At 67.6% G+C, this 20,145-nt stretch carries 18 protein-coding genes; 9 read left to right on the top strand and 9 right to left on the bottom strand.

Annotated features, from left to right (window positions below; all coding sequences use genetic code 11):
• Positions 1–590: 590 nt before the first annotated feature.
• From GRX31_RS08060 to GRX31_RS08080, 5 genes are all read left to right on the top strand, one after another.
• Positions 591–1,361, top strand: a complete 771-nt coding sequence (locus tag GRX31_RS08060) for an ABC transporter ATP-binding protein (RefSeq protein WP_016447698.1) — start codon at positions 591–593, stop codon at positions 1,359–1,361.
• Between the two features lies 1 nt (position 1,362).
• Entirely contained in the window at positions 1,363–2,073 is a 711-nt protein-coding gene (locus GRX31_RS08065) for an ABC transporter ATP-binding protein (protein ID WP_016447697.1), read from the top strand.
• Positions 2,074–2,173: 100 nt separating this feature from the next.
• Positions 2,174–3,370 (top strand): ABC transporter substrate-binding protein, encoded by a 1,197-nt coding sequence (locus tag GRX31_RS08070; protein ID WP_016447696.1) that lies wholly within the window; start codon positions 2,174–2,176, stop codon positions 3,368–3,370.
• Between the two features lie 57 nt (positions 3,371–3,427).
• Positions 3,428–4,312, top strand: coding sequence for a branched-chain amino acid ABC transporter permease (locus GRX31_RS08075; RefSeq protein ID WP_012206960.1), 885 nt, complete (start codon positions 3,428–3,430; stop codon positions 4,310–4,312).
• A gap of 27 nt (positions 4,313–4,339) precedes the next feature.
• Positions 4,340–5,338 (top strand): branched-chain amino acid ABC transporter permease, encoded by a 999-nt coding sequence (locus GRX31_RS08080; RefSeq protein ID WP_016447695.1) that lies wholly within the window; start codon positions 4,340–4,342, stop codon positions 5,336–5,338.
• Between the two features lie 61 nt (positions 5,339–5,399).
• Here the strand turns inward: GRX31_RS08080 and GRX31_RS08085 are convergent, their stop codons facing one another.
• The 9 genes from GRX31_RS08085 to GRX31_RS08125 form a co-directional block, all read right to left on the bottom strand.
• Positions 5,400–6,512 carry a lipocalin-like domain-containing protein gene (locus tag GRX31_RS08085; RefSeq protein ID WP_047326641.1) on the bottom strand — a complete coding sequence of 371 codons (1,113 nt, stop codon included), beginning with the start codon at positions 6,510–6,512 and terminating at the stop codon, positions 5,400–5,402.
• 3 nt (positions 6,513–6,515) lie between these two features.
• Complete coding sequence (locus GRX31_RS08090) at positions 6,516–7,583, bottom strand: PLP-dependent cysteine synthase family protein (RefSeq protein WP_047326642.1); 1,068 nt, start codon at positions 7,581–7,583, stop codon at positions 6,516–6,518.
• Between the two features lie 26 nt (positions 7,584–7,609).
• The gene (locus tag GRX31_RS08095) at positions 7,610–8,662 is read right to left on the bottom strand and encodes a tetratricopeptide repeat-containing glycosyltransferase (protein ID WP_237426630.1); all 1,053 of its coding nucleotides are present in this window, start codon (positions 8,660–8,662) and stop codon (positions 7,610–7,612) included.
• Positions 8,663–8,888: 226 nt separating this feature from the next.
• A complete protein-coding gene (locus GRX31_RS31015; protein WP_202396519.1) occupies positions 8,889–9,974 on the bottom strand; it encodes a collagen-like protein in 1,086 nt (361 codons plus the stop codon).
• Between the two features lie 9 nt (positions 9,975–9,983).
• Entirely contained in the window at positions 9,984–10,682 is a 699-nt protein-coding gene (locus GRX31_RS08105; protein ID WP_160852121.1) for an IPTL-CTERM sorting domain-containing protein, read from the bottom strand.
• A 195-nt stretch (positions 10,683–10,877) separates the two neighbouring features.
• Entirely contained in the window at positions 10,878–13,445 is a 2,568-nt protein-coding gene (locus GRX31_RS08110; protein WP_160852123.1) for an FtsX-like permease family protein, read from the bottom strand.
• Between the two features lie 19 nt (positions 13,446–13,464).
• Positions 13,465–14,181: an ABC transporter ATP-binding protein gene (locus tag GRX31_RS08115; protein WP_016447687.1), complete on the bottom strand. Its 717-nt coding sequence runs from the start codon at positions 14,179–14,181 to the stop codon at positions 13,465–13,467.
• Between the two features lie 16 nt (positions 14,182–14,197).
• Positions 14,198–15,187 (bottom strand): tRNA (adenosine(37)-N6)-dimethylallyltransferase MiaA, encoded by a 990-nt coding sequence (gene miaA / locus GRX31_RS08120; protein WP_160852125.1) that lies wholly within the window; start codon positions 15,185–15,187, stop codon positions 14,198–14,200.
• A gap of 29 nt (positions 15,188–15,216) precedes the next feature.
• Positions 15,217–16,413, bottom strand: coding sequence for a multidrug effflux MFS transporter (locus GRX31_RS08125; RefSeq protein WP_017407484.1), 1,197 nt, complete (start codon positions 16,411–16,413; stop codon positions 15,217–15,219).
• Between the two features lie 214 nt (positions 16,414–16,627).
• Between GRX31_RS08125 and GRX31_RS08130 the strand changes: the two genes are divergently transcribed.
• The 4 genes from GRX31_RS08130 (at position 16,628) to GRX31_RS30770 (ending at position 20,121) form a co-directional block, all read left to right on the top strand.
• A complete protein-coding gene (locus GRX31_RS08130) occupies positions 16,628–17,593 on the top strand; it encodes a sulfurtransferase (RefSeq protein ID WP_160852127.1) in 966 nt (321 codons plus the stop codon).
• 173 nt (positions 17,594–17,766) lie between these two features.
• Complete coding sequence (locus GRX31_RS08135) at positions 17,767–19,032, top strand: YeeE/YedE family protein (protein ID WP_160852128.1); 1,266 nt, start codon at positions 17,767–17,769, stop codon at positions 19,030–19,032.
• Between the two features lie 411 nt (positions 19,033–19,443).
• Positions 19,444–19,581, top strand: coding sequence for a hypothetical protein (locus GRX31_RS30765; protein WP_237426631.1), 138 nt, complete (start codon positions 19,444–19,446; stop codon positions 19,579–19,581).
• A 69-nt stretch (positions 19,582–19,650) separates the two neighbouring features.
• Positions 19,651–20,121, top strand: a complete 471-nt coding sequence (locus tag GRX31_RS30770; protein ID WP_237426632.1) for a hypothetical protein — start codon at positions 19,651–19,653, stop codon at positions 20,119–20,121.
• Positions 20,122–20,145 lie beyond the last annotated feature (24 nt).

The following is a 20,145-nucleotide window of genomic DNA, read 5'->3' on the forward strand; positions in this document are numbered from 1 at the left end:
TGGCGGCGACAATTGCGCTCATGCCGATCAATCGCCAATTCACATGCCAGGCAATCACCTGATGCTATTAATTGAATAGCGCTTTGAGTCGCTTTGTCGCCATTCAATTGATGGGGCGACAAACCCAAGCATATCCGCGGCTTTTCGCATAGTGACTGAGCAGGCCACAGGGAGATTGCCCACCTGGGTGTTTCCCGTAATGCAGCAGACATTGGTCGCTGTCTGCCAAGCCGCAAAAAGGGTAGTTTGCTATCTCTTTGGAAGCGCTCTGGCCTTCCGCGTGGGCGTCGCCGGGCCGAGGTGATGGAGAACCCTAGGGCCCGCCTGCAGCCGCGGCGCCTTGCAGCCCCGTGACTGCTTGATTATTTCAAGTGTGAGTGGTTGCTTCTTGTTTTTGCGGCGACTCGTCTTGATGCGCCATGCTGCAGTGCGGGGCAGGGCCTGTGCTTAGGAGCACCTACGTAGGCGTTTTCCCGCTGCGGTGCACAACGTCGGCAAGCCTACGATGCGTCCGACCCTGCACAACGCCCACCAGAGCCTCTGGCGACGCGTTGGCGGCTGGCAGCATCAACGGAGCAGGCGAAGCGCACATGAGCGACGTTATTCTCGAAACCCGGAACCTGACCAAAGAGTTCAAGGGATTTACGGCGGTGAGCAAGGTGGACCTTTCGGTGCGCCGCGGCTCCATCCATGCCTTGATCGGCCCCAATGGCGCAGGCAAGACCACCTGCTTCAATCTGCTGACCAAGTTCCTGGAGCCCACCTCCGGCACCATCCGTTTCAACGGCGAGGACATCACGCAGGAGGCGCCGGCGCAGATCGCGCGCCGTGGCGTGATCCGGTCCTTCCAGATCTCGGCCGTCTTCCCGCATTGCACGCTGCTGGAGAACGTGCGCATCGGCCTGCAGCGCAAGCTGGGCACCGAGTTCCATTTCTGGCGCAGCGAAAAAAGCCTGTCCATGCTCAATGACCGCGCCATGCAGCTGCTGTCCGAAGTCGGCCTGCAGGACCTGGCCGACGAGGTCACCGTCAACCTGCCCTATGGCCGCAAGCGCGCGCTGGAGATCGCCACCACTCTGGCCATGGAGCCCGAGCTGATGCTGCTGGACGAGCCCACCCAGGGCATGGGCCACGAAGACGTGGACCGCGTGACCCAGCTGATCAAGAAGGTCTCGGCAGGCCGCACGATTCTCATGGTGGAGCACAACATGAAGGTGATCTCCACCATCGCCGACCGCATCACGGTGCTGCAGCGCGGCGCCGTGCTGGCCGAGGGGCCATACGAGGAAGTTTCGCGCAACCCGCAAGTGATGGAAGCGTATATGGGCACCACCGACGGCCAGTTGCAGGGAGCGCATTGAGATGACTGCACCGGCATTGGAAATCAAGGGCCTGCAGGCCTGGTATGGCGAATCCCATGTGCTGCACGGCATGGACCTGGTGGTCCAGCCCGGCGAGGTAGTCACGCTGCTGGGACGCAACGGCGCGGGCCGCACGTCCACGCTGCGCGCCATCATGGGGCTGACGGGCGCACGCAAGGGCTCGATCAGGATCAATGGCGTGGAGGCCATCCACCTGCCCACGCACCGCATTGCCCACCTGGGCGTGGGCTACTGCCCGGAAGAGCGCGGCATCTTCTCCAGCCTCTCGTGCGAGGAGAACCTGATGCTGCCGCCGCCGCTCAAGACCGGCCAGCAGGGCATGAGCGTGGACGAGATCTACGCCATGTTCCCCAACCTGGCCGAGCGCCGCCACAGCCAGGGCACGCGCCTGTCGGGCGGCGAGCAGCAGATGCTGGCGGTGGCGCGCATTTTGCGTACCGGCGCGCGGCTGCTGCTGCTCGACGAGATCTCCGAAGGCCTGGCACCCGTCATCGTGCAGGCGCTGGCCCGCATGATCACCATGCTGCGCACCAAGGGCTACACCGTGGTGATGGTGGAGCAGAACTTCCACTTCGCGGCGCCGCTGGCCGACCGCTTCTACGTGGTCGAGCACGGCCATGTGGTCGAGCGTTTCGGCGCGGCCGAGCTGCAGGCCAAGATGCCCGTGCTCAACGAACTGCTCGGAGTCTGACCCGGATATCCATCGTGGCTGGCGCCTGGGGCTCGCCGGCTGCATTCCTGCCATGGCCCTGTGACAAAAAACCCAAGACATCAACGCGAAGGAGACACCAATGAAAGCAAAACTGACCGCACTGTCGTGCATGCTGGCCGCCGCCGGCCTGGCCAGCCCGCTTGCCATGGCACAGGAGAAGGTGAAGATCGGCTTCGTGACCGACATGTCCAGCCTCTATGCGGACGTGGAAGGCAAGAACGCCGTCACCGCCATGCAGATGGCCATCGATGACTTCGGCGGCAAGGTGCTGGGCCAGCCCATCGAGCTGCTGAGCGCCGACCACCAGAACAAGGCCGACATCGCCGCCTCCAAGGTGCGCGAGTGGGTGGACACGCAGGGTATCTCGCTGGTGTTCAGCGGCACCAACTCCGGCACGGCCCTGGCGGTGTCGCAGGTGGCCAATGAGAAAAAGCGCGTGCACTTCAACAGCGGCGCAGGCTCGTCGGCGCTGACCAACGAGCAGTGCAATCCCTACACCGTGCACTACGCCTATGACACCGTGGCCCTGGCCAAGGGCACGGGCACGGCCGTGGTGGAGCGCGGCGGCAAGGACTGGTTCTTCCTGACGGCAGACTACGCCTTCGGCCACGCGCTGGAGAACGACACCACGGCGGTGATCAAGGCCAAGGGCGGCAAGGTGGTGGGCGGCGTCAAGCATCCGCTCAACGCCTCGGACTTCTCGTCCTTCCTGCTGCAGGCGCAGGCCTCCAAGGCCCAGATCCTGGGCCTGGCCAATGCCGGTGGCGACACCATCAACGCCATCAAGGCGGCCAAGGAATTCGGCATCAACAAGAGCATGAAGACCGTGGGCCTGCTGGTGTTCCTGACCGACATCCACAGCCTGGGCCTGAAGAACACCGAAGGCATGCAGTTCACCACCAGCTGGTACTGGGACCAGAACGACGCGGCGCGCAAGTTCGCCGAGCGCTTCTTTGCCAAGACCAAGCGCATGCCTACCTCCATCCAGGCCGCCGACTACTCGGCCGTGACCAGCTACCTCAAGGCCGTGCAGGCCGTGAAGTCCACGGATGCCGACAAGGTCATGGCCCATCTCAAGAGCACGCCCATCGACGACTTCTACGGCAAGGGCTCGATCCGTCCCGACGGCACCTTTGCCCACGACATGTACCTGGTCGAGGTCAAGAAGCCCGCCGAGTCCAAGAAGCCCTGGGACTACCTGAAGGTCGTGGCCACGCTGCCCGCCGACCAGGTCTGGACCACCAAGGCCGAGACCAAGTGCGCGTTGTGGAAGTAACGCCGCGCCGCCACTGACCCCCAACCGCCACCCGGCCAACCACGACAGCTGCATCCCATGGAAATCTTTGGTGTTTCCCTGCCAGGCCTGATGAGCCAGCTCCTTCTGGGGCTGGTCAACGGCTCGTTCTACGCCATCCTCAGCCTGGGGCTGGCGGTGATCTTCGGCCTGCTCAACGTGATCAACTTCGCCCACGGCGCGTTGTTCATGCTGGGCGCCATGGTCACCTGGATGGCCATGAGCTACTTCAACATCAACTACTGGGTGATGCTGGTGCTGTCGCCGCTGCTGGTGGGCCTGCTGGGGGTGCTGATCGAGCGCTTCCTGTTGCGCTGGATCTACAAGCTCGACCATCTCTACGGCCTGTTGCTGACGCTGGGCCTGTCGCTGCTGATCGAGGGCCTGTTCCGCTCGGTCTACGGCGTCTCGGGGCTGGGCTATGACACGCCCGAGCTGCTGGAGGGCGCGACCAACCTGGGCTTCATGATCCTGCCCAACTACCGCGCCTGGGTGGTGCTGGCCTCCATCGTGGTCTGCGTGGCCACCTGGTTCATGATCGAGAAGACGCGCATCGGCGCCTACCTGCGGGCCGGCACCGAGAACCCGCGCCTGGTCGAGGCCTTCGGCGTCAACGTGCCCGTGATGATCACGCTGACCTATGCCTTCGGCGCGGCGCTGGCGGCGTTTGCCGGCGTGCTGGCGGCGCCCGTCTACCAGGTCACGCCGCTGATGGGGCAGAACCTCATCATCGTGGTCTTCGCCGTGGTGGTGATCGGAGGCATGGGCTCCATCATGGGCTCCATCCTCACCGGCCTGGGCCTGGGGGTGATCGAGGGCCTGACCAAGGTCTTCTGGCCCGAGGCATCGTCCACCGTGGTGTTCTTCATCATGGTCATCGTTTTGCTCATCCGCCCCGCCGGCCTGTTCGGCAAAGAGAAATAACAAGAACGAGGACAAGGGGCCGACCACATGAAATCCAAGACTCTCGTTCAACGCATTGCCCCCTGGGGCTATGGCCTGCTGCTGCTGGGCCTGCTGGCGGCGCCCCTGCTGGGCGCGTATCCGGTGTTCGTGATGAAGCTCATGTGCTTCGCACTGTTCGCCTCGGCCTTCAACCTGCTGCTGGGCTACACGGGCCTGCTGTCCTTCGGCCACGCGGCCTTCCTGGGCGGCGCGGCCTATGTGACGGGCTACGCCATCAAGGGCTGGGGCTTCACGCCCGAGCTGGCCATGCTGGCCGGCACGGCCGGCGGCGCGCTGCTGGGGCTGATCTTCGGCTGGCTGGCCATCCGCCGCCAGGGCATTTATTTCTCGATGATCACGCTGGCGCTGGCCCAGATGCTGTTCTTCGTGTGCCTGCAGGCGCCCTTCACGGGCGGCGAGGACGGGCTGCAGGGCGTGCCGCGCGGCAAGCTGTTCGGCCTCATCGACCTGGCCAGCGACATGACCATGTACTACGTCACGCTGGTCATCGTGGTCCTGGCCTTCCTGCTGATCGTGCGCACCATCCACTCGCCCTTCGGCCAGGTGCTCAAGGCCATCAAGGAGAACGAGCCGCGCGCGACCTCGCTGGGCTACGACGTGGCGCGCTTCAAGCTGCTGGCCTTCGTGATCTCGGCCGCGCTCACGGGCCTGGCCGGTTCGCTCAAGACCGTGGTGCTGGGCTTTGCCACGCTGTCGGATGTGCACTGGACCACCTCCGGCCACGTGATCCTGATGACGCTGATGGGCGGCCTGGGCACGCTGTCCGGCCCCATCCTGGGATCGGCCGTGGTGGTCATGCTGGAGAACAAGATCGGCGAGTTCGGCCTCTTCCTGCAGCGCCTCACGGGCGTGGAGTGGTTCTCCACGCTGGGCGAGTCGGTGACCATCGTCACGGGCCTGATCTTCGTGGTCTGCGTGCTGCTGTTCCGCAAGGGCATCATGGGCGAGCTGATCGTCCGGCTGCAGAAAAAGCGCACCCCTTGAGAGCCGGGTTGGGACGGTTTCAAGGGGGTGGGCTACGTGCCCATGCTGTTGACTGCCATAGCTACAACTGCAGCGGCCGGGCGTAGCCCGTCATCTCCAGGTATCCCTGACCGGCTCGCGCCTCCTGGCCCGGGCCGGTGGGCTTTTGCAGGCTGCACAGGCCCTCCCAGTAGATGGCGCCGGTGGAGGCGCTGCTGTCCAGCTCCTGGTCATCGACCAGGGCGTTCACGATGAAGCGGCCTGCGGGCGTGTCCACCTGCCATTGCACGGGGTAGCGAGCTCCGCTGGCAGGGCTGCTCCAGTGGCGCAGCGGCGTGAACTGCACTGCATCGTGGGCGAAGACCTGCAGCGTGCCATCCACACCGCGCAGCGAGCCGCCGGCCCACAACGCGCTGCCATCCGCCCGTCGCACGCGAAAGGCCGTGAGCGCGCCGCCGTCGAACAGGTTCATGCCTATCCAGTCCCAGCCCACGGCCTCGGGGTGCAGCAGGGCCTGGCTCCATTCATGGTCCAGCCAGGCGCGGTTGTCGCCGGGTTCGCGTGCGGCTTCTATCGCCATGCGCTGGCCTGCCAGCTCCAGCGTACCGCTCACCTGCAGCTGCGGGCGGCTGTAGTAGTAGCTGGCCTGATCGGGTTCGGGACCCTTGCGCGACAGGCCGGCGCGGCCCTGCAGCAAGGGGGGCAGGCGGGTGTCAAAGCGCAGGTCCAGGGCGAATGTGCTGCTGCGCAGGCGCGTGGTATAGCGCTCGGCAGCGCCTTCATCGGTGCGCTGCAGCGACCAGTCCTGCAGCTGCACGTCGGCATCGGCCTCGCTGGCCTGGGCAATGCCAAAGCCTGCGCGCGCAATGCGCTGGTCGTGGTGCAGGCGGGCGCCCTGCACATCGCACAGCGCCGCATGGGCAAACAGCAGCTGGCGCGCCGCAAAGGCGGAGCGCAGCTCCTGCGTGGCCTGCACGCGCGACCGGAAGAAGGTGATCTGGAAACCCCAGGCCCGGCCCGCCGCGCGTGCCTGGCCGGTGATGTACCACCACTCGGTGCGCAGCTCCGGGTGGCTACCGTGGTCGCGCGGAAAAACCAGCGTGCGTGGCGGCAGTGCCTGGGCGGGCAGTCCTGCCGCCGCCAGGCCCAGGCCGGCAGCCAGGCCCAGCAGATGGCGGCGGGGCAGGGGCATCATGGATCAGCTTTGCAACTGCGCGATGCGCGCCTGGGCCGGCCCGCAGTCGCCGATGCGCTGCATCACCCAGTCCGCATCATGGTAGGTGGGCAGGTAGCGCTCGCCCGCATCGCACAGCAGCGAAAGAATGGAGCCCTGCTCGCCGCGCTGGCGCATCTCGCTGGCCAGCCTGAGCATGGCCACGTAGTTGGTGCCCGTGGACGGCCCCACGCGCCGGCCCAGCAGTGCGGACAGGCTGCGCATGGCGGCCAGGGAATCGCAGTCCGCCACTTCCTCCATGCGGTCCACCAGCGTGCGCACGAAGCTGGGCTCCACGCGCGGGCGGCCTATGCCCTCGATGCGCGAGCCCGGCGCGGTGAGGGTGGCATCGCCCGTGCGGTGGTAGGCGGCGAACACCGAGCCCTCGGGGTCGGCCACGCAGATGCCCGTGGCATGGCGCTGGAAACGCACGTAGCGGCCGATGGTGGCACTGGTGCCGCCCGTGCCCGCGCCCACCACGATCCAGCGCGGCACGGCATGGCGCTCGCGCCGCATCTGGGTGAACATGCTCTCCGCAATATTGTTGTTGCCACGCCAGTCGGTGGCGCGCTCGGCATAGGTGAACTGGTCCATGTAGTGGCCGCCGGCCTGCGCGGCCACGGCGCGTGCCTCGTCATAGACCTGGGCGGCGCTGTCCACCAGATGGCAGCGGCCGCCGTAGAACTCGATCAGTGCAATCTTCTCCACCGAGGTGCTGCGCGGCATCACGGCCACGAAGGGCAGGCCCAGCAGGCGCGCGAAGTAGGCCTCGCTCACGGCCGTGGAGCCGCTCGATGCCTCGACGATGGTCGAGCCCTCGTGCACCCAGCCATTGCACAGCGCATAGAGAAACAGCGAGCGCGCCAGCCGGTGCTTGAGGCTGCCCGTGGGATGGGTGGATTCGTCCTTGAGGTAGAGGTCGATCCCCAGGCCGGCAAAGCCGGGCAGGGGCAGCGGTATCAGGTGCGTGTCGGCACTGCGCTGGTAGTCGGCCTCGATGCGGTTGATGGCTTCATGCAGCCAGGGGGAGGTGGTGTGCGGCATGGCGGCCATTGTCGCAGGCCGCCCGGCCCAGGCGGCTACAGGCCATAGAAGGGGCGATTGGCCTCGATGCGTGCCTGCTCGCTGGCAGGGTAGCGGCGTTCGGCCAGCAACTGCTGCAGCGCGGCGCGGCCCAGGTCGCGCAGCGGGGTGTAGAAGGCGCTGACGGCCAGCTCGTCCAGTGCGCGCCAGGCATAGACCTGGGCGTCGATGAACAGGATGTCCTCGGCCGGGCGCGGCAGCGCGGCGGCCTGGTGCGCATAGAGGCAGGCCAGGGCGAACTCGGACCGCTCGCGGTGGTAGCGCGCCAGCTCGCACAGGGGCTCGGCCCGCTGCGGTCGCGCGGCATAGGCGGTGAGATAGGCCTCGCGCACGGAGGCTGGCTCGGCGCCCGAGCGCTCCAGCAGCACGCCGATCTGGAACAGCGCAAACCACTGCTCCTCGGCCCAGCCGCCCATGGCGGCGCGCTGCCGGTACCAATGCAAGCTGGACTCGATCTGGCCCGCGTCGCGGTGGCTTTGCGCCAGATAGAACACGTTGCGCGTGTTGCCGGGCTGCTCGCGCACGGCCTTTTCGAGCACGGCGATGTCGCGCAGGTAGGTCTGCGGGTCCCGGGCCCGCGCGCCATCGTGCGAGACATCGATGAACGGCCCCGCCAGCATCTGCCAGGGCTGGTGCGCCGGGGCGGTCAGGTACTCGTGCAGCACGCCTTCCCAGCGCCAGTCCACGCGCGTGGCGATCAGCGCATTGCGCTGGTATTCGGTACCCGCCATGTGGCAGGACAGCATGCAGCCGTCCGCCTCCAGCGCCGGCCATGCAAAGCCTTCGGGCACGCGCAGCTGCTCGTCGGCATCGATGAACAGCAGGTAGTCGCCGTGCGGCCGCGCCAGCTCCAGCGCCTCGTTGCGGTTGTGGGCGAAGTCCACCCAGGGCCGCTCGTGCAGGCTGCCGGGTACGCCCTCCATGCAACGGCGCACCAGATCCTGCGTGCCATCGCTGGAGCCCGTGTCCACGATCACCCAATGGTCCACCCACGGCTTGACCGAGGCCAGGCAACGCGCGATCACCGGGGCCTCGTTCTTGACGATCATGTTCAGGCAGATGCGGGCAGCGGATCCTGGGCGTTTGCGCGGCGGGGAACCAGGCATGGTGTGGCTTTGCGCGAGCCTATCGGCGCGTCACGGCAGTGCTCACTTCGGCGGCCTGCACTGCGGTGCTGAACATGCCTGCACTGAGACACAGGGTCCTGAAGCGACGGGAGTGGATGCAGCAGGTGCGACGATCCAGGGTTCCGGTGGTGCTTGGATGCATACCGATTCAGGGCGCCGAGAACTGCAGCGGCGCAGTGATGCTTGCCGGCAGACCCGCGTTGCTGAGAAGCGTCTCGACCAGAGGGAACACCGCCTGGCTGGAATTGCTTAATGTGCAGTCGCCTGAAAGAATGTCCTCGGTGGATGTCACGTCAATGCCCAGGCTGGTCTGGCTTTGCGACAGCACCACGCCGTTGGCATTGGCACCGCTCAAGCTATAGGTCTTGTTGTCGGTCTTGGCATAGACCAGTGTCTTGGCAAAGCGAGGGATGTTCTCCACCGACCCCCCTGACGCCATGTAGGGCGTGCCCGTGCAGTCGGGCGTGAGAAAGAACAGGTTGTTGTCGTTCTGGATACGGCCGTCGAAGCGCATTCTTGCGAAATGTCGGGTCGAGGTAAGCACGCCGACGGTGCTGTAGTTGGCCGTGTTCATGTCGATCACCGTTCCCAATATGGCGCCGCTGTTGTCCCTGAGGGTGACACCCCCTCCGCCTGCGGGGCCGGTGGGTCCGGTGGGGCCCGCATCGCCCGTGGCGCCCGTGACACCCTGTATGCCCTGGATGCCTTGTGGGCCCGTGGGACCGGTCACACCGATCCCCGTGGCGCCGGTCGGCCCCATCGTGCCCTGAACGCCCGGAATGCCCTGCGGACCCGTGGGTCCAGCCGCTCCCGTGATGCCCGCGCCCGTGGGTCCTGTTGCCCCGGTGGCACCTGTGGGGCCGGTCGGGCCGGCTGCGCCCGTGGCGCCTGCAGGGCCGATGGCGCCCGTCAAACCTGTGGCGCCCGTAGCGCCTGTCGCTCCCGTGGCCCCGCCGCCCACACCCGCCGCGCAGTGCATGAGCTGGCCCGAGACACCGTCAAAACACAGCAGCTGGTTGCCGGTAGCCGTATCGGCCGGCAGGGCCGGAACCAGTACCTCGCCGGTACGCTGCACCCGCAGCCGTTCGGCGCCCACGGAGTTCTTGATCACGAAATCGCCATTGGCTGGCAGGGTGATGGAGACATCGGCCGCCAGTGCTGCGGAGGTGTGCAGGCCTGCGCCCGCAAACATCGCAAGCAGCAGGGCCGGGACAGGGCGACGGTTCTGGTGCATGTCCGCTCCTCAGATGCGTGTGTTGCGGCGCTGGCGATGCAGGGCCATGCCGCCGAGCAGCAGGCTCATCAGCATCAGCCCATAGGTGCTGAGCGTGGGGATGCTGGCCGGAGCCGTCACCACAGGCGCTCCGATCTGCACGTTGCCAGGCACCACGCTGCCGCTGCTGTTGACCAGGGTCGCCGACGGCCCCATGGTCACCACGGCGGTGCCAGGGCCGGAAGAGGTCAGTACCACCGGCCTGCCAGGAGAGCCCAGGGTAAGGGTGCCCAGCACCGTGAGGTTGGTGCCTGCCGGAAAAACGATGGTGGGAGGCGTTGCGCTGGTGCTGATCAGCGTGAGGTCCTTGACGACGATGTTGCCGCCCAGTTGCAGGGTGGAGCCGGGGGCGCACGAGTCCGACAGCACCACGCTGCTGGTGCCCAGGTTCAACGGCACGGTGCTGGTGAGATCGCCGCTGACGTTGAGCTGGCCCCCTGTTCCGGTGACCGTCGCGCCGGTGTCGAAGCTGAAGGATCCCGTGTCGAAGGTCCCTGTTCCCAGTGTCAAGTCGCCCTGCATGATGACCGCGGTGCAAGGCAACTGGAACGAACCGCCGGCCAGATCGATGCTGGAGCCAGGAGGGAAAACGATCTGCCCCCACGCCGAGCCGCACAGTGCCGTGCCCAGGGCCAGCGACGCAGCCCAACGTTTTCCGAAACCTGCCATGAGTCCGATCTCCCGAATCCAGGCGGTGATGTGCCTGGTCTGATTTGTCGAGGCAGGGGGCCTTCTATGTAGGTCGTGTCCCGCCGAATTCGGGCAGATGATCAGATAGAAATTAATTCTTCTGTAAGAAAAATTAACAATTGATTGGGTGGTTTCATTTTCATTTGGCTATCGGTATGTGGCTGGGGATGGGGTTTACCAATCCTCCTTGACCGCCAGCACTGCCTCGCGCCCTGCAGCCGCACGCCCGGCCAGCCAGGCCGTCAGCGTGCCTGCCGCGATCACGCTGGCAGCCAGCGCCAAAAGGCGGGGCCAGGGCAGGGACAGCTCCATGGTCCAGTGAAAGCTTTGCGGATTCACCACATGCACCAGGATCACGGCAACGCCCAGGCCCAGCAGGCTGCCGGCGATGGCGCCGGCCGTGGTCCAGGCCATGCCTTCGCCGGCCACCACGGCCAGGATGTCGCGCCGCGTCAGGCCCAGATGGGCCAGCAGGCCGAATTCCTTGCGCCGCGCCAGCACCTGGGCGCTGAAGCTGGCCGCGATGCCGAACAGGCCGATGCCGATGGCCACGGCCTGCAGCCAGTAGGTCACGGCAAAGCTGCGGTCGAAGATGCGCATGGAGCGCTCGCGCAGCGCGCCGCTGCTGGCGAACTCCAGTGCTTGCGCGGCGCCCGGCCCGGTCATCAGCGACTGGATACGCGCCTGCAGCTGCTGCTCCGTGGCCGTGTCGTCGCCGTCCGGCCAGATGGCGATTTCGGTGGGGCCTGCCGTGGTGGCGCTGCCGTCGGCAAGCCGTTGGTAGTCATCCCAGTCCATGGCGATGGCGCCGAACTGGCGCACATAGTCGCGCCAGATGCCGGCCACAAACACGCGGGAATCTTCCGACGGCAGGGCCTGGGCCAGCAGCGGCCACTCCTGGCCCGGCCGCACGCCATAGAGTTGGGCCACGGCTTCACTGACATAGACGGGCGTGCTGCCAGCGGGCGCTTGCACGGGGCCTTGTATCCACGGCAACTGCTGGCCCTGGGGGCCATGCAGCGGGCGCAGCAGCAGGCTGACGGCGGGGCGATCCGGGCTGAGCCACAGGCTGGTGCTGCGCATGGGCTGGGCGCGCTGCACGCCAGGCAGGGCGGCAATGCGCGGGGCCAGATCGGCGGGCAGGGGCGCGGCATCGGCACGGCCTGCGCTGCCGGCCGTGCGCAGGTACAGCGGGGCGGGCAGCACGGCGTCCAGCCAGGCGATCATGCTGTCCCTGAAGCTGGCCACCATCACGGTCAGCGCCACGGCCAGGCTCAGGCTGGCTACTACGCCGCCCACGGCCACGGTGGTGCTGCGGCGCATGCGCCGTGCGCGCTCCACGGGCAGCAGGGCCAGCGGCTGGCGCAGCAGCGATTGCGGCACCAGGCGCAACAGCTGGCCCAGCAACCAGGGCAGGGCGGCCATGCCGCCCAGCAGCAGCAGGGCCACGGCGCCATAGGCGGCCAGGGGGATGCCGGCCACGGGCGGCACAAAGGCCAGGGCCACGCTGGCTGCCATCAGCAGCAGGGCCGGCAGGCCGCGCGCCGCGCGTTCGGAGCCCGCGCCCTGGCCCTTGAGCGTGGCCGCAGGCGGCAGCTCCATGGCCTGGCGCGCCGGCCACCAGCCGCCAGCCACGGTGGCGGCCACGCCCAGCAGGCCAAAGGTCAGCGCGGCGCTGGCGCTCCACTGCAGCGCGGGCTGCACGCCGGCAAAGTAGCCGCCGCCCAGGTCACCGCCCAGCAGGTGCAGGGCCAGCCAGGCCAGTCCCGCGCCCAGGGCAATGCCGGCCGCGCTGCCCACCATGCCCAGCAGCAGCGATTCCAGCAGCACCAGGCCCAGGCGCTGGCGCGGTGTCAATCCCAGCACGGCCAGCAGGGCGAACTGCGGCGCGCGCTGGGCCACGCTGAGCGCCAGCACCGAGAACACCAGGAACGCCCCCGTGAACAGCGCCACCAGGGCCAGCACCGTGAGGTTGACGCGGTAGGCGCGCGACATCTCGGCAATGCGCTGCTGGTCGTCGCCGGGGCGGCTGGCCAGGGCCTGGGCGGGCCAGTCGGGCAGGCGGCGCAGTTCGGCCAGCAGGGACTCGCGCGTGGCGCCTTCGGCCAGCAGCACATCGATGCGGTCCACCTGGCCCCAGCGCTGCAGGCTGTCCTGCAGCGCACCGATGTCCATCACGGCCAGCGGCGGGCCGGATGCGGCCACCGTGCCCGCGATGCGCAGGGTCTGCGCGCGCCCGCCCAGTTGCCATGGCAGGGGCGTGTGCCGCGCCTGCTCCGGCGTCAGGCCCAGGGCTTCGAGTGCCGTTGCATTGAGGAAGACCGCATCGGGCGCGAACAGGTCCAGCCGCCCGCCGCCATCGAACAGCCGGGGCATGAGCGCAGGCGCCACGGGCGCCAGCCGCAGCGCATCGCCACCCAGCACGCGCAACTGCACCGGCGTGGCGGTGCCGACCAGGGCCGTGGCTTCGATCCAGGGTGCGGCCAGGCTGACCTGGGGCTGCTGCGCAACACGGCCATACAGCGATTCGGGCAGGCCGCCCTGCATGGCACGCAGCTCCAGGTCCGGCTGGCCGCTGACCGTGCGCACGGCGCGCGAGAACTCATCGAGCGCGGACTGGTTGATCACGTGCACGGCAAAGCCCAGGGCCACGCCCAGCATGATGGCCACCAGGGCGGTGGCCGTGCGCCAGGGATGCTGGCGCAGCTCCTGCCAGGAAAAGGTGCGAAGCAGGGCGAGCATGGGCGGATGGTCTCTGGCGCTAGGCGGGCTGCATGCCCTGTGCGGTCAGGCGCAGCACGCGGTCGGCACGGCGCGCGGCCTCGATGGAGTGCGTGACCAGCACCAGGGCGGCCTGGTGCTCGCGGGTCTGCAGCAGCAGCAGCTCCATGACCTGGGCGGCCGTGCCGGGGTCCAGGTTGCCCGTGGGCTCGTCGGCCAGCAGCAGGGCCGGGCCGTGGACCAGGGCACGTGCAATGGCCACGCGCTGCAGCTGGCCGCCGCTGAGCTGCCAGGGCAGGCGCTGCTCCAGCCCCTGCAGCCCGACGGCCTGCAGCAGTTGCTGCACGCGCTGGCGGCCCGCCGCATCCAGCCGCTGCAGCAGCATCAGCGGCAGGGCCACGTTGTGCCAGACATCCAGGTGCGGCAGCACATGGAAGGCCTGGAACACGAAGCCCACATGGCTGCGCCGCCACAGCGCACGGCCGGTTTCATCCAGGGCCGACAGGTCCTGGCCTTCGTGCAGCACGCGGCCCTGCTGCCACTCATCAAGCCCGGCCAGGCAGTTGAGAAAGGTGGACTTGCCCACGCCCGAGTCACCCACGATGGCCACGAACTCGCCGCGCGCCACGCTGCAGTCCACGTTCTCGAAGACGGCGGTTTCCGTGCCGCCGTCGTTGCGGTAGCGCCGCGCCAGGCCCTGGACCTGAAGCAGCGGCGGCTGAGTCAGCGGCGTGTTGTCCTGGGGCACGGCAGTCATGAAGGCGGTTTCCTGTTCAGCCGTTGCGGGCCTGGGTTGCTGCGGCCACCACGGCCATCGCTGCCTGCAGCAGTTGCTGCTGGGCATCGGGCATATCGCAGGCAATGGCATGGCGGGCGGGCATGCTGCGCAGCCAGGTGATCTGGCGCTTGGCCAGCTGGCGCGTGGCGGCAATGCCGCGTTCGCGCAGCGAGTTCATGGAGTACAGGCCGTCCAGCGATTCCCAGGCCTGGCGGTAGCCCACGCAGCGGATGGAGGGCAGGTCCAGGTGCAGGTCGCCGCGCGCGCGCAGTTGCTGCACCTCGTCGATGAAGCCGGCGCTCAGCATGGCGTCGAACCGCTGGGCGATGCGCGCATGCAGCCAGGCGCGGTCCTGCGGCTCCAGCGAGAGGAAGCCGCCGGGGCTGATCAGGCCCTGTGCCGCATCCTTGCCCGCCCGCGTATGAAAGCTGGACAGCGGCTTGCCCGACACGTGCCAAACCTCCAGCGCGCGCTGTATGCGCTGGCTGTCGGCCGGCGCCAGGCGCGCGGCCGTTGCGGGATCGACCTGGGCCAGCAGCGCATGCATGGCGGGCCAGCCGATCTCGGTGGCCTGGGCGTCCAGCCGCTCGCGCACGGCGGGGTCGGCGGCCGGCATGTCGTCAATGCCATCCTGCAGGGCCTTGAAATACAGCATGGTGCCGCCCACCAGCAGCGGCAGGGCGCCGCGCGCGCGGATCTCGGCCACCAGGCGCTGCGTGTCCTGCACGAATTCGGCCGCGCTGTAGGCCTGCAGCGGGTCGCGGATATCGATCAGGTGATGGGGGCACGCAGCCAGTTCTTCGGGCGTGGGCTTGGCCGTGCCGATGTCCATGCCGCGATAGACCAGGGCCGAGTCCACGCTGATGATTTCTGCGGCCTGGCCGCGTTCGGCCAGCAGCCTGGCCAGGGCCAGGGCGGCAGCGGTCTTGCCGGAAGCGGTGGGGCCGGCGATGGCCAGGCATGGGAGCGGGGAAGCGGTTGACATTCGAGAAACGGGAACGCAGGAAAGTGGAATCAGCGGTGGCCATCGACCCGGCCGTGGCGGCGCACCAGCCCCCAGGCGACCAGGGCCGTGCACACGCCCCAGAACCAGATGCCGAAGGCCATGGGCCGGGTGGACTGGCCGTCCAGGTGCAGGCCCAGCCAGTGTCCCATGGCAAAGGCGATGAGCATCATGGTGAAGCCGTTGAGCGCCGAGGCCGTGCCCGCCGACTGCGGGAAGGGCGCGATGGCATTGCTCTGGCCGCAGGGCATGTGCACGCCATGGGCGATCTGGAAGATATAGAAGGGCAGGGCATAGGCCCAGAGGCTGCGCGCATCGGCCAGCGCCGCAATGCCGATGGCCGTGGCCGACAGCAGGCTGGCCAGCCCGGCAATCTGCACGGCGCGCCGCACATCCATGCGCTGCAGCAGCCAGCGGCACAGGAAGGTGCCCGCGATGTAGCACAGCGCGTTGCTGCCCATCAGCAGGCCGTACCCCGTGCGGCTCACGCCCAGCACATGGATATAGGTGAAGGAAGATGCGGCCAGGTTGGTGAACAGGGCCGCATAGGTGCAGCAGGTCAGCAACTGGTAGGACTGGAATCCCGGGTGGCGCAAGATGGTGATCCAGTTGCGCGCCAGGGCCAGCGGCTGCAGCGCCGTGGGATTGGTGCGGGCCAGTGTCTCCGTGAAGCGCAGGGCCACCAGCAGCAGGGCCAGCGCACCCATCACCGCCTGGGCCAGCATGGTCGAGCGCCAGCCCAGCGAATCCACCAGCAGGCTGCCGCTGACGGGGCTCAGGAAGGCGATCACGCCCAGCCCGGTCAGCGCCTTGGACATGACCTGGGCGCCCAGGTGCGGCGCGAACAGGTCGCGCACCATGGCGCGTGCACACATCACGCCGGCGCCCAGCGATGCCCCCTGCAGCGCGCGCCAGGCGATCAGCGACTCCATGGCCTCTGCACTGGCGCTGCCCAGCGCGGCCAGCACGTAGATGGACATGCCCGCCAGCAGGATGGGCCGGCGCCCGAAGCGGTCGGACAGCGGCCCCCAGGCCAGTTGCGAGCAGCCGAAGGCCAGCAGGAACGCCGTCAGCGTGAGCTGCACCTGGGACACCTGGGTGGAGAAGGCCGCCTGTATCGAGGGCAGGGCGGGCAGGTACAGATCTGTGGCCAGCGGCTGCAGTCCCAGCAGCAGGCCGAGCAGGACGACGACCAGGACGGGGGACATGGCCGGCTGCGCTTGCGCGGCGGCGGGAGACAGGGGCGCTGACATAGGCGACCGAGGGTAGCAGAGAACCCGGGGTGCCGCTGTCCATGCCTTGGCGGCGCATATCCATCTGCGGATTGCGCAGTTGGGAACCGGCCCGCCCCTGCCTACATTGCATTGCAGAGCAACCCGACCCCAACCGAGCAATCAACGCAACTGCGAACAAAGGACCGTGATGGCAACGCCGACCGCTTTCTCCACCATCCCCGCCACCCTGCGCCAGGGTGCCTGCACCGTGCTGTACGTCGCGGCCCTGATCGGCGGCACGGCCCATGCCAATGCGCCCGTTCCCGAAGGTCCGCTGGTCAGCACCGAATGGCTGGCGGCCAACCTCAACCGCGCCGACGTGCGCATCGTCGAAGTCAGCGTCAACCCCGACCTGTACGAGCGCTCCCATGTGCCGGGCGCGGTCAATTTCTCGTGGCACAACGATCTCAACGACAAGGTGCGCCGCGACATCGTGGGCAAGGAGCAGTTCGAGAAACTGCTGTCGCAGGCCGGCGTGAAGGACGGCACCACGGTCGTGCTGTACGGTGATACCAACAACTGGTTTGCAGCCTGGGGGGCCTGGGTCTTCGACATCTATGGCGTGCAGAACGTCAAGCTGCTGGACGGCGGCCGCAAGAAGTGGGAGGCCGAAAACCGCCCCCTCAACAACCGCGCCCCGGAATATGCGGCCACCACCTACCGCGTGGGCAAGGTCAACACCGCGCTGCGCGCGCGCCTGACCGATGCGCTGGCCTCGGCCGAAGGTCGCAGCGACGCCAGGCTCGTCGACATCCGCTCGGCCGACGAATACCAGGGCAAGGTCTTCGCCCCGGCCGGCGTGCCGGAGCTGGCCATCCGCGCCGGCCACATCCCCGGTGCCGTCAACGTGCCCTGGGGCCAGGCAGTGCGCGAGGACGGCAGCTTCAAGTCCGCCGAAGAACTCAAGAAGCTCTATGCGGGCGTGGGCATCGACGGCAGCAAGCCCGTCATCACTTACTGCCGCATCGGCGAGCGCTCCAGCCACACCTGGTTTGCGCTGTCCAAGATCCTCGGCTACCAGGTGCGCAACTACGACGGTTCGTGGACCGAATACGGCAACTCCGTGGGCGTGCCCATCAACAACCCGGCCGGTACGGTCTGGGCCGCGAAATGATCCCGCCGTCGATCAACCTGTCTTGAAGGCGGGGGCCGGGCGAGGGGTGTCGGTGCTCTTGGTTCGACGGATCAGGTGCGTGACGTGTGGCTTTGGCAAAAGCTCGGCTCCTTTGGGGCCCGCAGGCTGCGGGCCCCTTTTTTATGGGTGGATGGCAACAAAAGGGGGCAGCAATGACAAGCGTGACCGGTGAGCACACGCAGAACGTGAATGGCAGGCACAGGGCAAGGGACTGGACCAGATGGCTGCCCCTGGCCGCCGTGCTGGCCGCAGCCTGGCCTGTGGCGGCGCAGCTGCAGCTGCAAGGCGGCGGGCGCACCCTGGTCTTTGCGCTGGCGCTGGGCCTGCTGCTGGGGCTGGTGCTGCAGCGCTCGCGCTTTTGCTTTTACTGCCATGCGCGCGACTGGTTCGAGTTCGGCGACCCGCGCGGCGTGCTCTCCATCCTGCTGGCGCTGGCCGTGGGCTCGGCGGGCATGACCGTGGTGCTGGGCAGCTGGGTGGCCGTGCCCCAGCCCGGGCAGTTGCCGCCCGACATGCACATAGGTCCCGTGAGCTGGGTGCTGGTCCTTGCGGGCCTGGCCTTTGGAGCGGGCATGTCGGTCTCGGGATCGTGCATCAGCGCCCACTGGTACCGGCTGGGCGAGGGCTCGCCCGTGGCGCCGTTTGCCCTGGTCGGCACGGGCCTGGGCTTCGTGCTGGGGTTTCGCAGCTGGAACCCGCTATACAGCCTGGCCATAGCCGATGCGCCCGTCATCTGGCTGCCGGCCCATCTGGGCTATGGCGGCGCGCTGGCGCTGCAACTGGCCGTGCTGGGCCTGCTGGCGGCCTGGGTCTGGCGCATTCATGGGCGCTCGGGCCGCGCACAGCCCCGGCCTGCGGCAGAACCGGCGCAGCCACCGGGCCTGCGCCAGCTGTGGATGTCACTGTGGCAAGGCCGCTGGAACGCCGCGCTGGGCGGCCTGGCCGTGGGCCTGATCGCGGCCGCCGCCATCGTGCGCATGCGGCCGCTGGGCGTGACCACCACGCTGGGCAGCACCGTGCGCAGCTGGGCCCAGGCGGGCGGCTGGGTGCCCGAGCGCCTGCACGGCCTGGACACCCTGGGCGGCTGCGCCACGGCCGTGCTCAACAGCCTGCTCACGCCCCATGCCGTGCTGCTGCTGGGCCTGGTGGCCGGCGCCTGGGGCGCTGCCGTGGCCAGCCGCCAGTGGACGCCGCGCCGCCCCACCTGGCGCGATGCGGCTCGCGGCCTGGCCGGTGGCGCCTTGCTGGGCTGGGGCGCCATGACGGGGCTGGGCTGCACCATCGGCACGCTGCTGTCGGGCAGCATGGCGGGCGCGCTGTCGGGCTGGGTCTTTGGCGCGGCCGTGTTCACGGCGCTGTGGCTGGGATTTGCGTTGCGGCGCTGGCTGCACGAGCGTGCGGGAGCGCAGGGGCTTTGACCTGCAGCAGGAGATGATGGCCGAGTGACAGGCGAGCGCGGCACCTGAAACAGGCTTTCTGGCCCTTGCTTGTCCTAGGCTTTTTTCTGCCAGTTTTCAGAGGAGACCGCTGCCAATTGCGGGCAGCTCAGTCCTGGAAATTTCTGAAAAATAGGATTTACGTGCTCAATTCATTGCTCCTATTATTTTCCTTTCAGAAGGAAGGGAGCGCCTTTCACAGGCGAAGGAGCCAATGACATTCAGGATAGACATCCATGCGCCATTGAGCCGCGCAGGGCGTTTCCACGAGTTGAATGGGGCAGTGGAGCGGCCACCGGCCATCCGCTCGGATACATGAGCTGCGGGCAACTGGTTCCCGCCTTCATTGCCCTCAATCGCCTGAAGCGGTCCAGGGACCTGTGCAAGGCTGTCGTGCTTGTTGGCTTCAACAAGGTATGCGGAACCCGGGACTTCGACAACGAACTGGACCGCAGGGCGCTGTGCGAGCTGTTTTGCTGCTGCATGACCGGCGGCCTGGGCCAGCGCTGCGTGGCCGGCGTGGTCATGTAGGCCGATGGGTTTGAAGGCTACCGGGGCTACTACAAGCAGGAAGTGCCTTACCTGAACAGAGCACCTGTCATGTCGCGCAACGAGCCCGTGCGCCCCACGCGCAGCCGGCCTGCGGGCTCGCGCATTCCGGATGTGGTCGTGGTGAAGAACCCGCGCCTGCCGCCTGTGCTGGACAACGTGCAGCGGGTCTATGAGATGAAGTTTCCGGGGGATGGCTTTTCCAATGCGGAAGGGACAGACGGCAGGACACAGCATCAGGCCTATTCACATATTTTTGAAGACAAGTTTCTCAAGGATGCCTTGGACGCCGGAAGCTGCGCTTGCGACAGCGATGGAGAAAGTGCGAACGAAGGCGTGTTGAACCAGGCAGCGCGATGGCAGGCCAACAGGGAAAAGGCCATCTCTTTGGCAGAGCGGGTGAACAAGGATACGGCGGCGGCCGTCGGGGCTGCGGCCGGTGCATCCGCACTGGGGAGGGCACTGCGAGGTGTTGGTGCGGTAGGGAGCGCACTGGCGAGATTCCTCGGGTTGTCATTCTGAAGTTGATGGATTGGATTGAGTGAA

Origin of the sequence: Delftia sp. CH05, from assembly GCF_009827015.1 — a bacterium.
Taxonomy (GTDB): Bacteria; Pseudomonadota; Gammaproteobacteria; order Burkholderiales; family Burkholderiaceae_C; genus Comamonas; species Comamonas tsuruhatensis.

Bases quoted from the DNA above. Each gene is read 5' to 3' on its own strand.
- GRX31_RS08080 (WP_016447695.1), top strand. From the start codon at position 4,340: ATGAAATCCAAGACTCTCGTTCAACGCATTGCCCCCTGGGGCTATGGC.
- GRX31_RS08130 (WP_160852127.1), top strand. From the start codon at position 16,628: ATGGCAACGCCGACCGCTTTCTCCACCATCCCCGCCACCCTGCGCCAG.
- GRX31_RS08115 (WP_016447687.1), bottom strand. From the start codon at position 14,181: ATGACTGCCGTGCCCCAGGACAACACGCCGCTGACTCAGCCGCCGCTG.
- GRX31_RS08060 (WP_016447698.1), top strand. From the start codon at position 591: ATGAGCGACGTTATTCTCGAAACCCGGAACCTGACCAAAGAGTTCAAG.
- GRX31_RS08085 (WP_047326641.1), bottom strand. From the start codon at position 6,512: ATGATGCCCCTGCCCCGCCGCCATCTGCTGGGCCTGGCTGCCGGCCTG.
- GRX31_RS08125 (WP_017407484.1), bottom strand. From the start codon at position 16,413: ATGTCCCCCGTCCTGGTCGTCGTCCTGCTCGGCCTGCTGCTGGGACTG.
- GRX31_RS08110 (WP_160852123.1), bottom strand. From the start codon at position 13,445: ATGCTCGCCCTGCTTCGCACCTTTTCCTGGCAGGAGCTGCGCCAGCAT.
- miaA (WP_160852125.1), bottom strand. From the start codon at position 15,187: ATGTCAACCGCTTCCCCGCTCCCATGCCTGGCCATCGCCGGCCCCACC.
- GRX31_RS08135 (WP_160852128.1), top strand. From the start codon at position 17,767: ATGACAAGCGTGACCGGTGAGCACACGCAGAACGTGAATGGCAGGCAC.
- GRX31_RS08070 (WP_016447696.1), top strand. From the start codon at position 2,174: ATGAAAGCAAAACTGACCGCACTGTCGTGCATGCTGGCCGCCGCCGGC.
- GRX31_RS08095 (WP_237426630.1), bottom strand. From the start codon at position 8,662: ATGATCGTCAAGAACGAGGCCCCGGTGATCGCGCGTTGCCTGGCCTCG.
- GRX31_RS08065 (WP_016447697.1), top strand. From the start codon at position 1,363: ATGACTGCACCGGCATTGGAAATCAAGGGCCTGCAGGCCTGGTATGGC.
- GRX31_RS08075 (WP_012206960.1), top strand. From the start codon at position 3,428: ATGGAAATCTTTGGTGTTTCCCTGCCAGGCCTGATGAGCCAGCTCCTT.
- GRX31_RS30770 (WP_237426632.1), top strand. From the start codon at position 19,651: ATGTCGCGCAACGAGCCCGTGCGCCCCACGCGCAGCCGGCCTGCGGGC.
- GRX31_RS31015 (WP_202396519.1), bottom strand. From the start codon at position 9,974: ATGCACCAGAACCGTCGCCCTGTCCCGGCCCTGCTGCTTGCGATGTTT.
- GRX31_RS08090 (WP_047326642.1), bottom strand. From the start codon at position 7,583: ATGGCCGCCATGCCGCACACCACCTCCCCCTGGCTGCATGAAGCCATC.
- GRX31_RS08105 (WP_160852121.1), bottom strand. From the start codon at position 10,682: ATGGCAGGTTTCGGAAAACGTTGGGCTGCGTCGCTGGCCCTGGGCACG.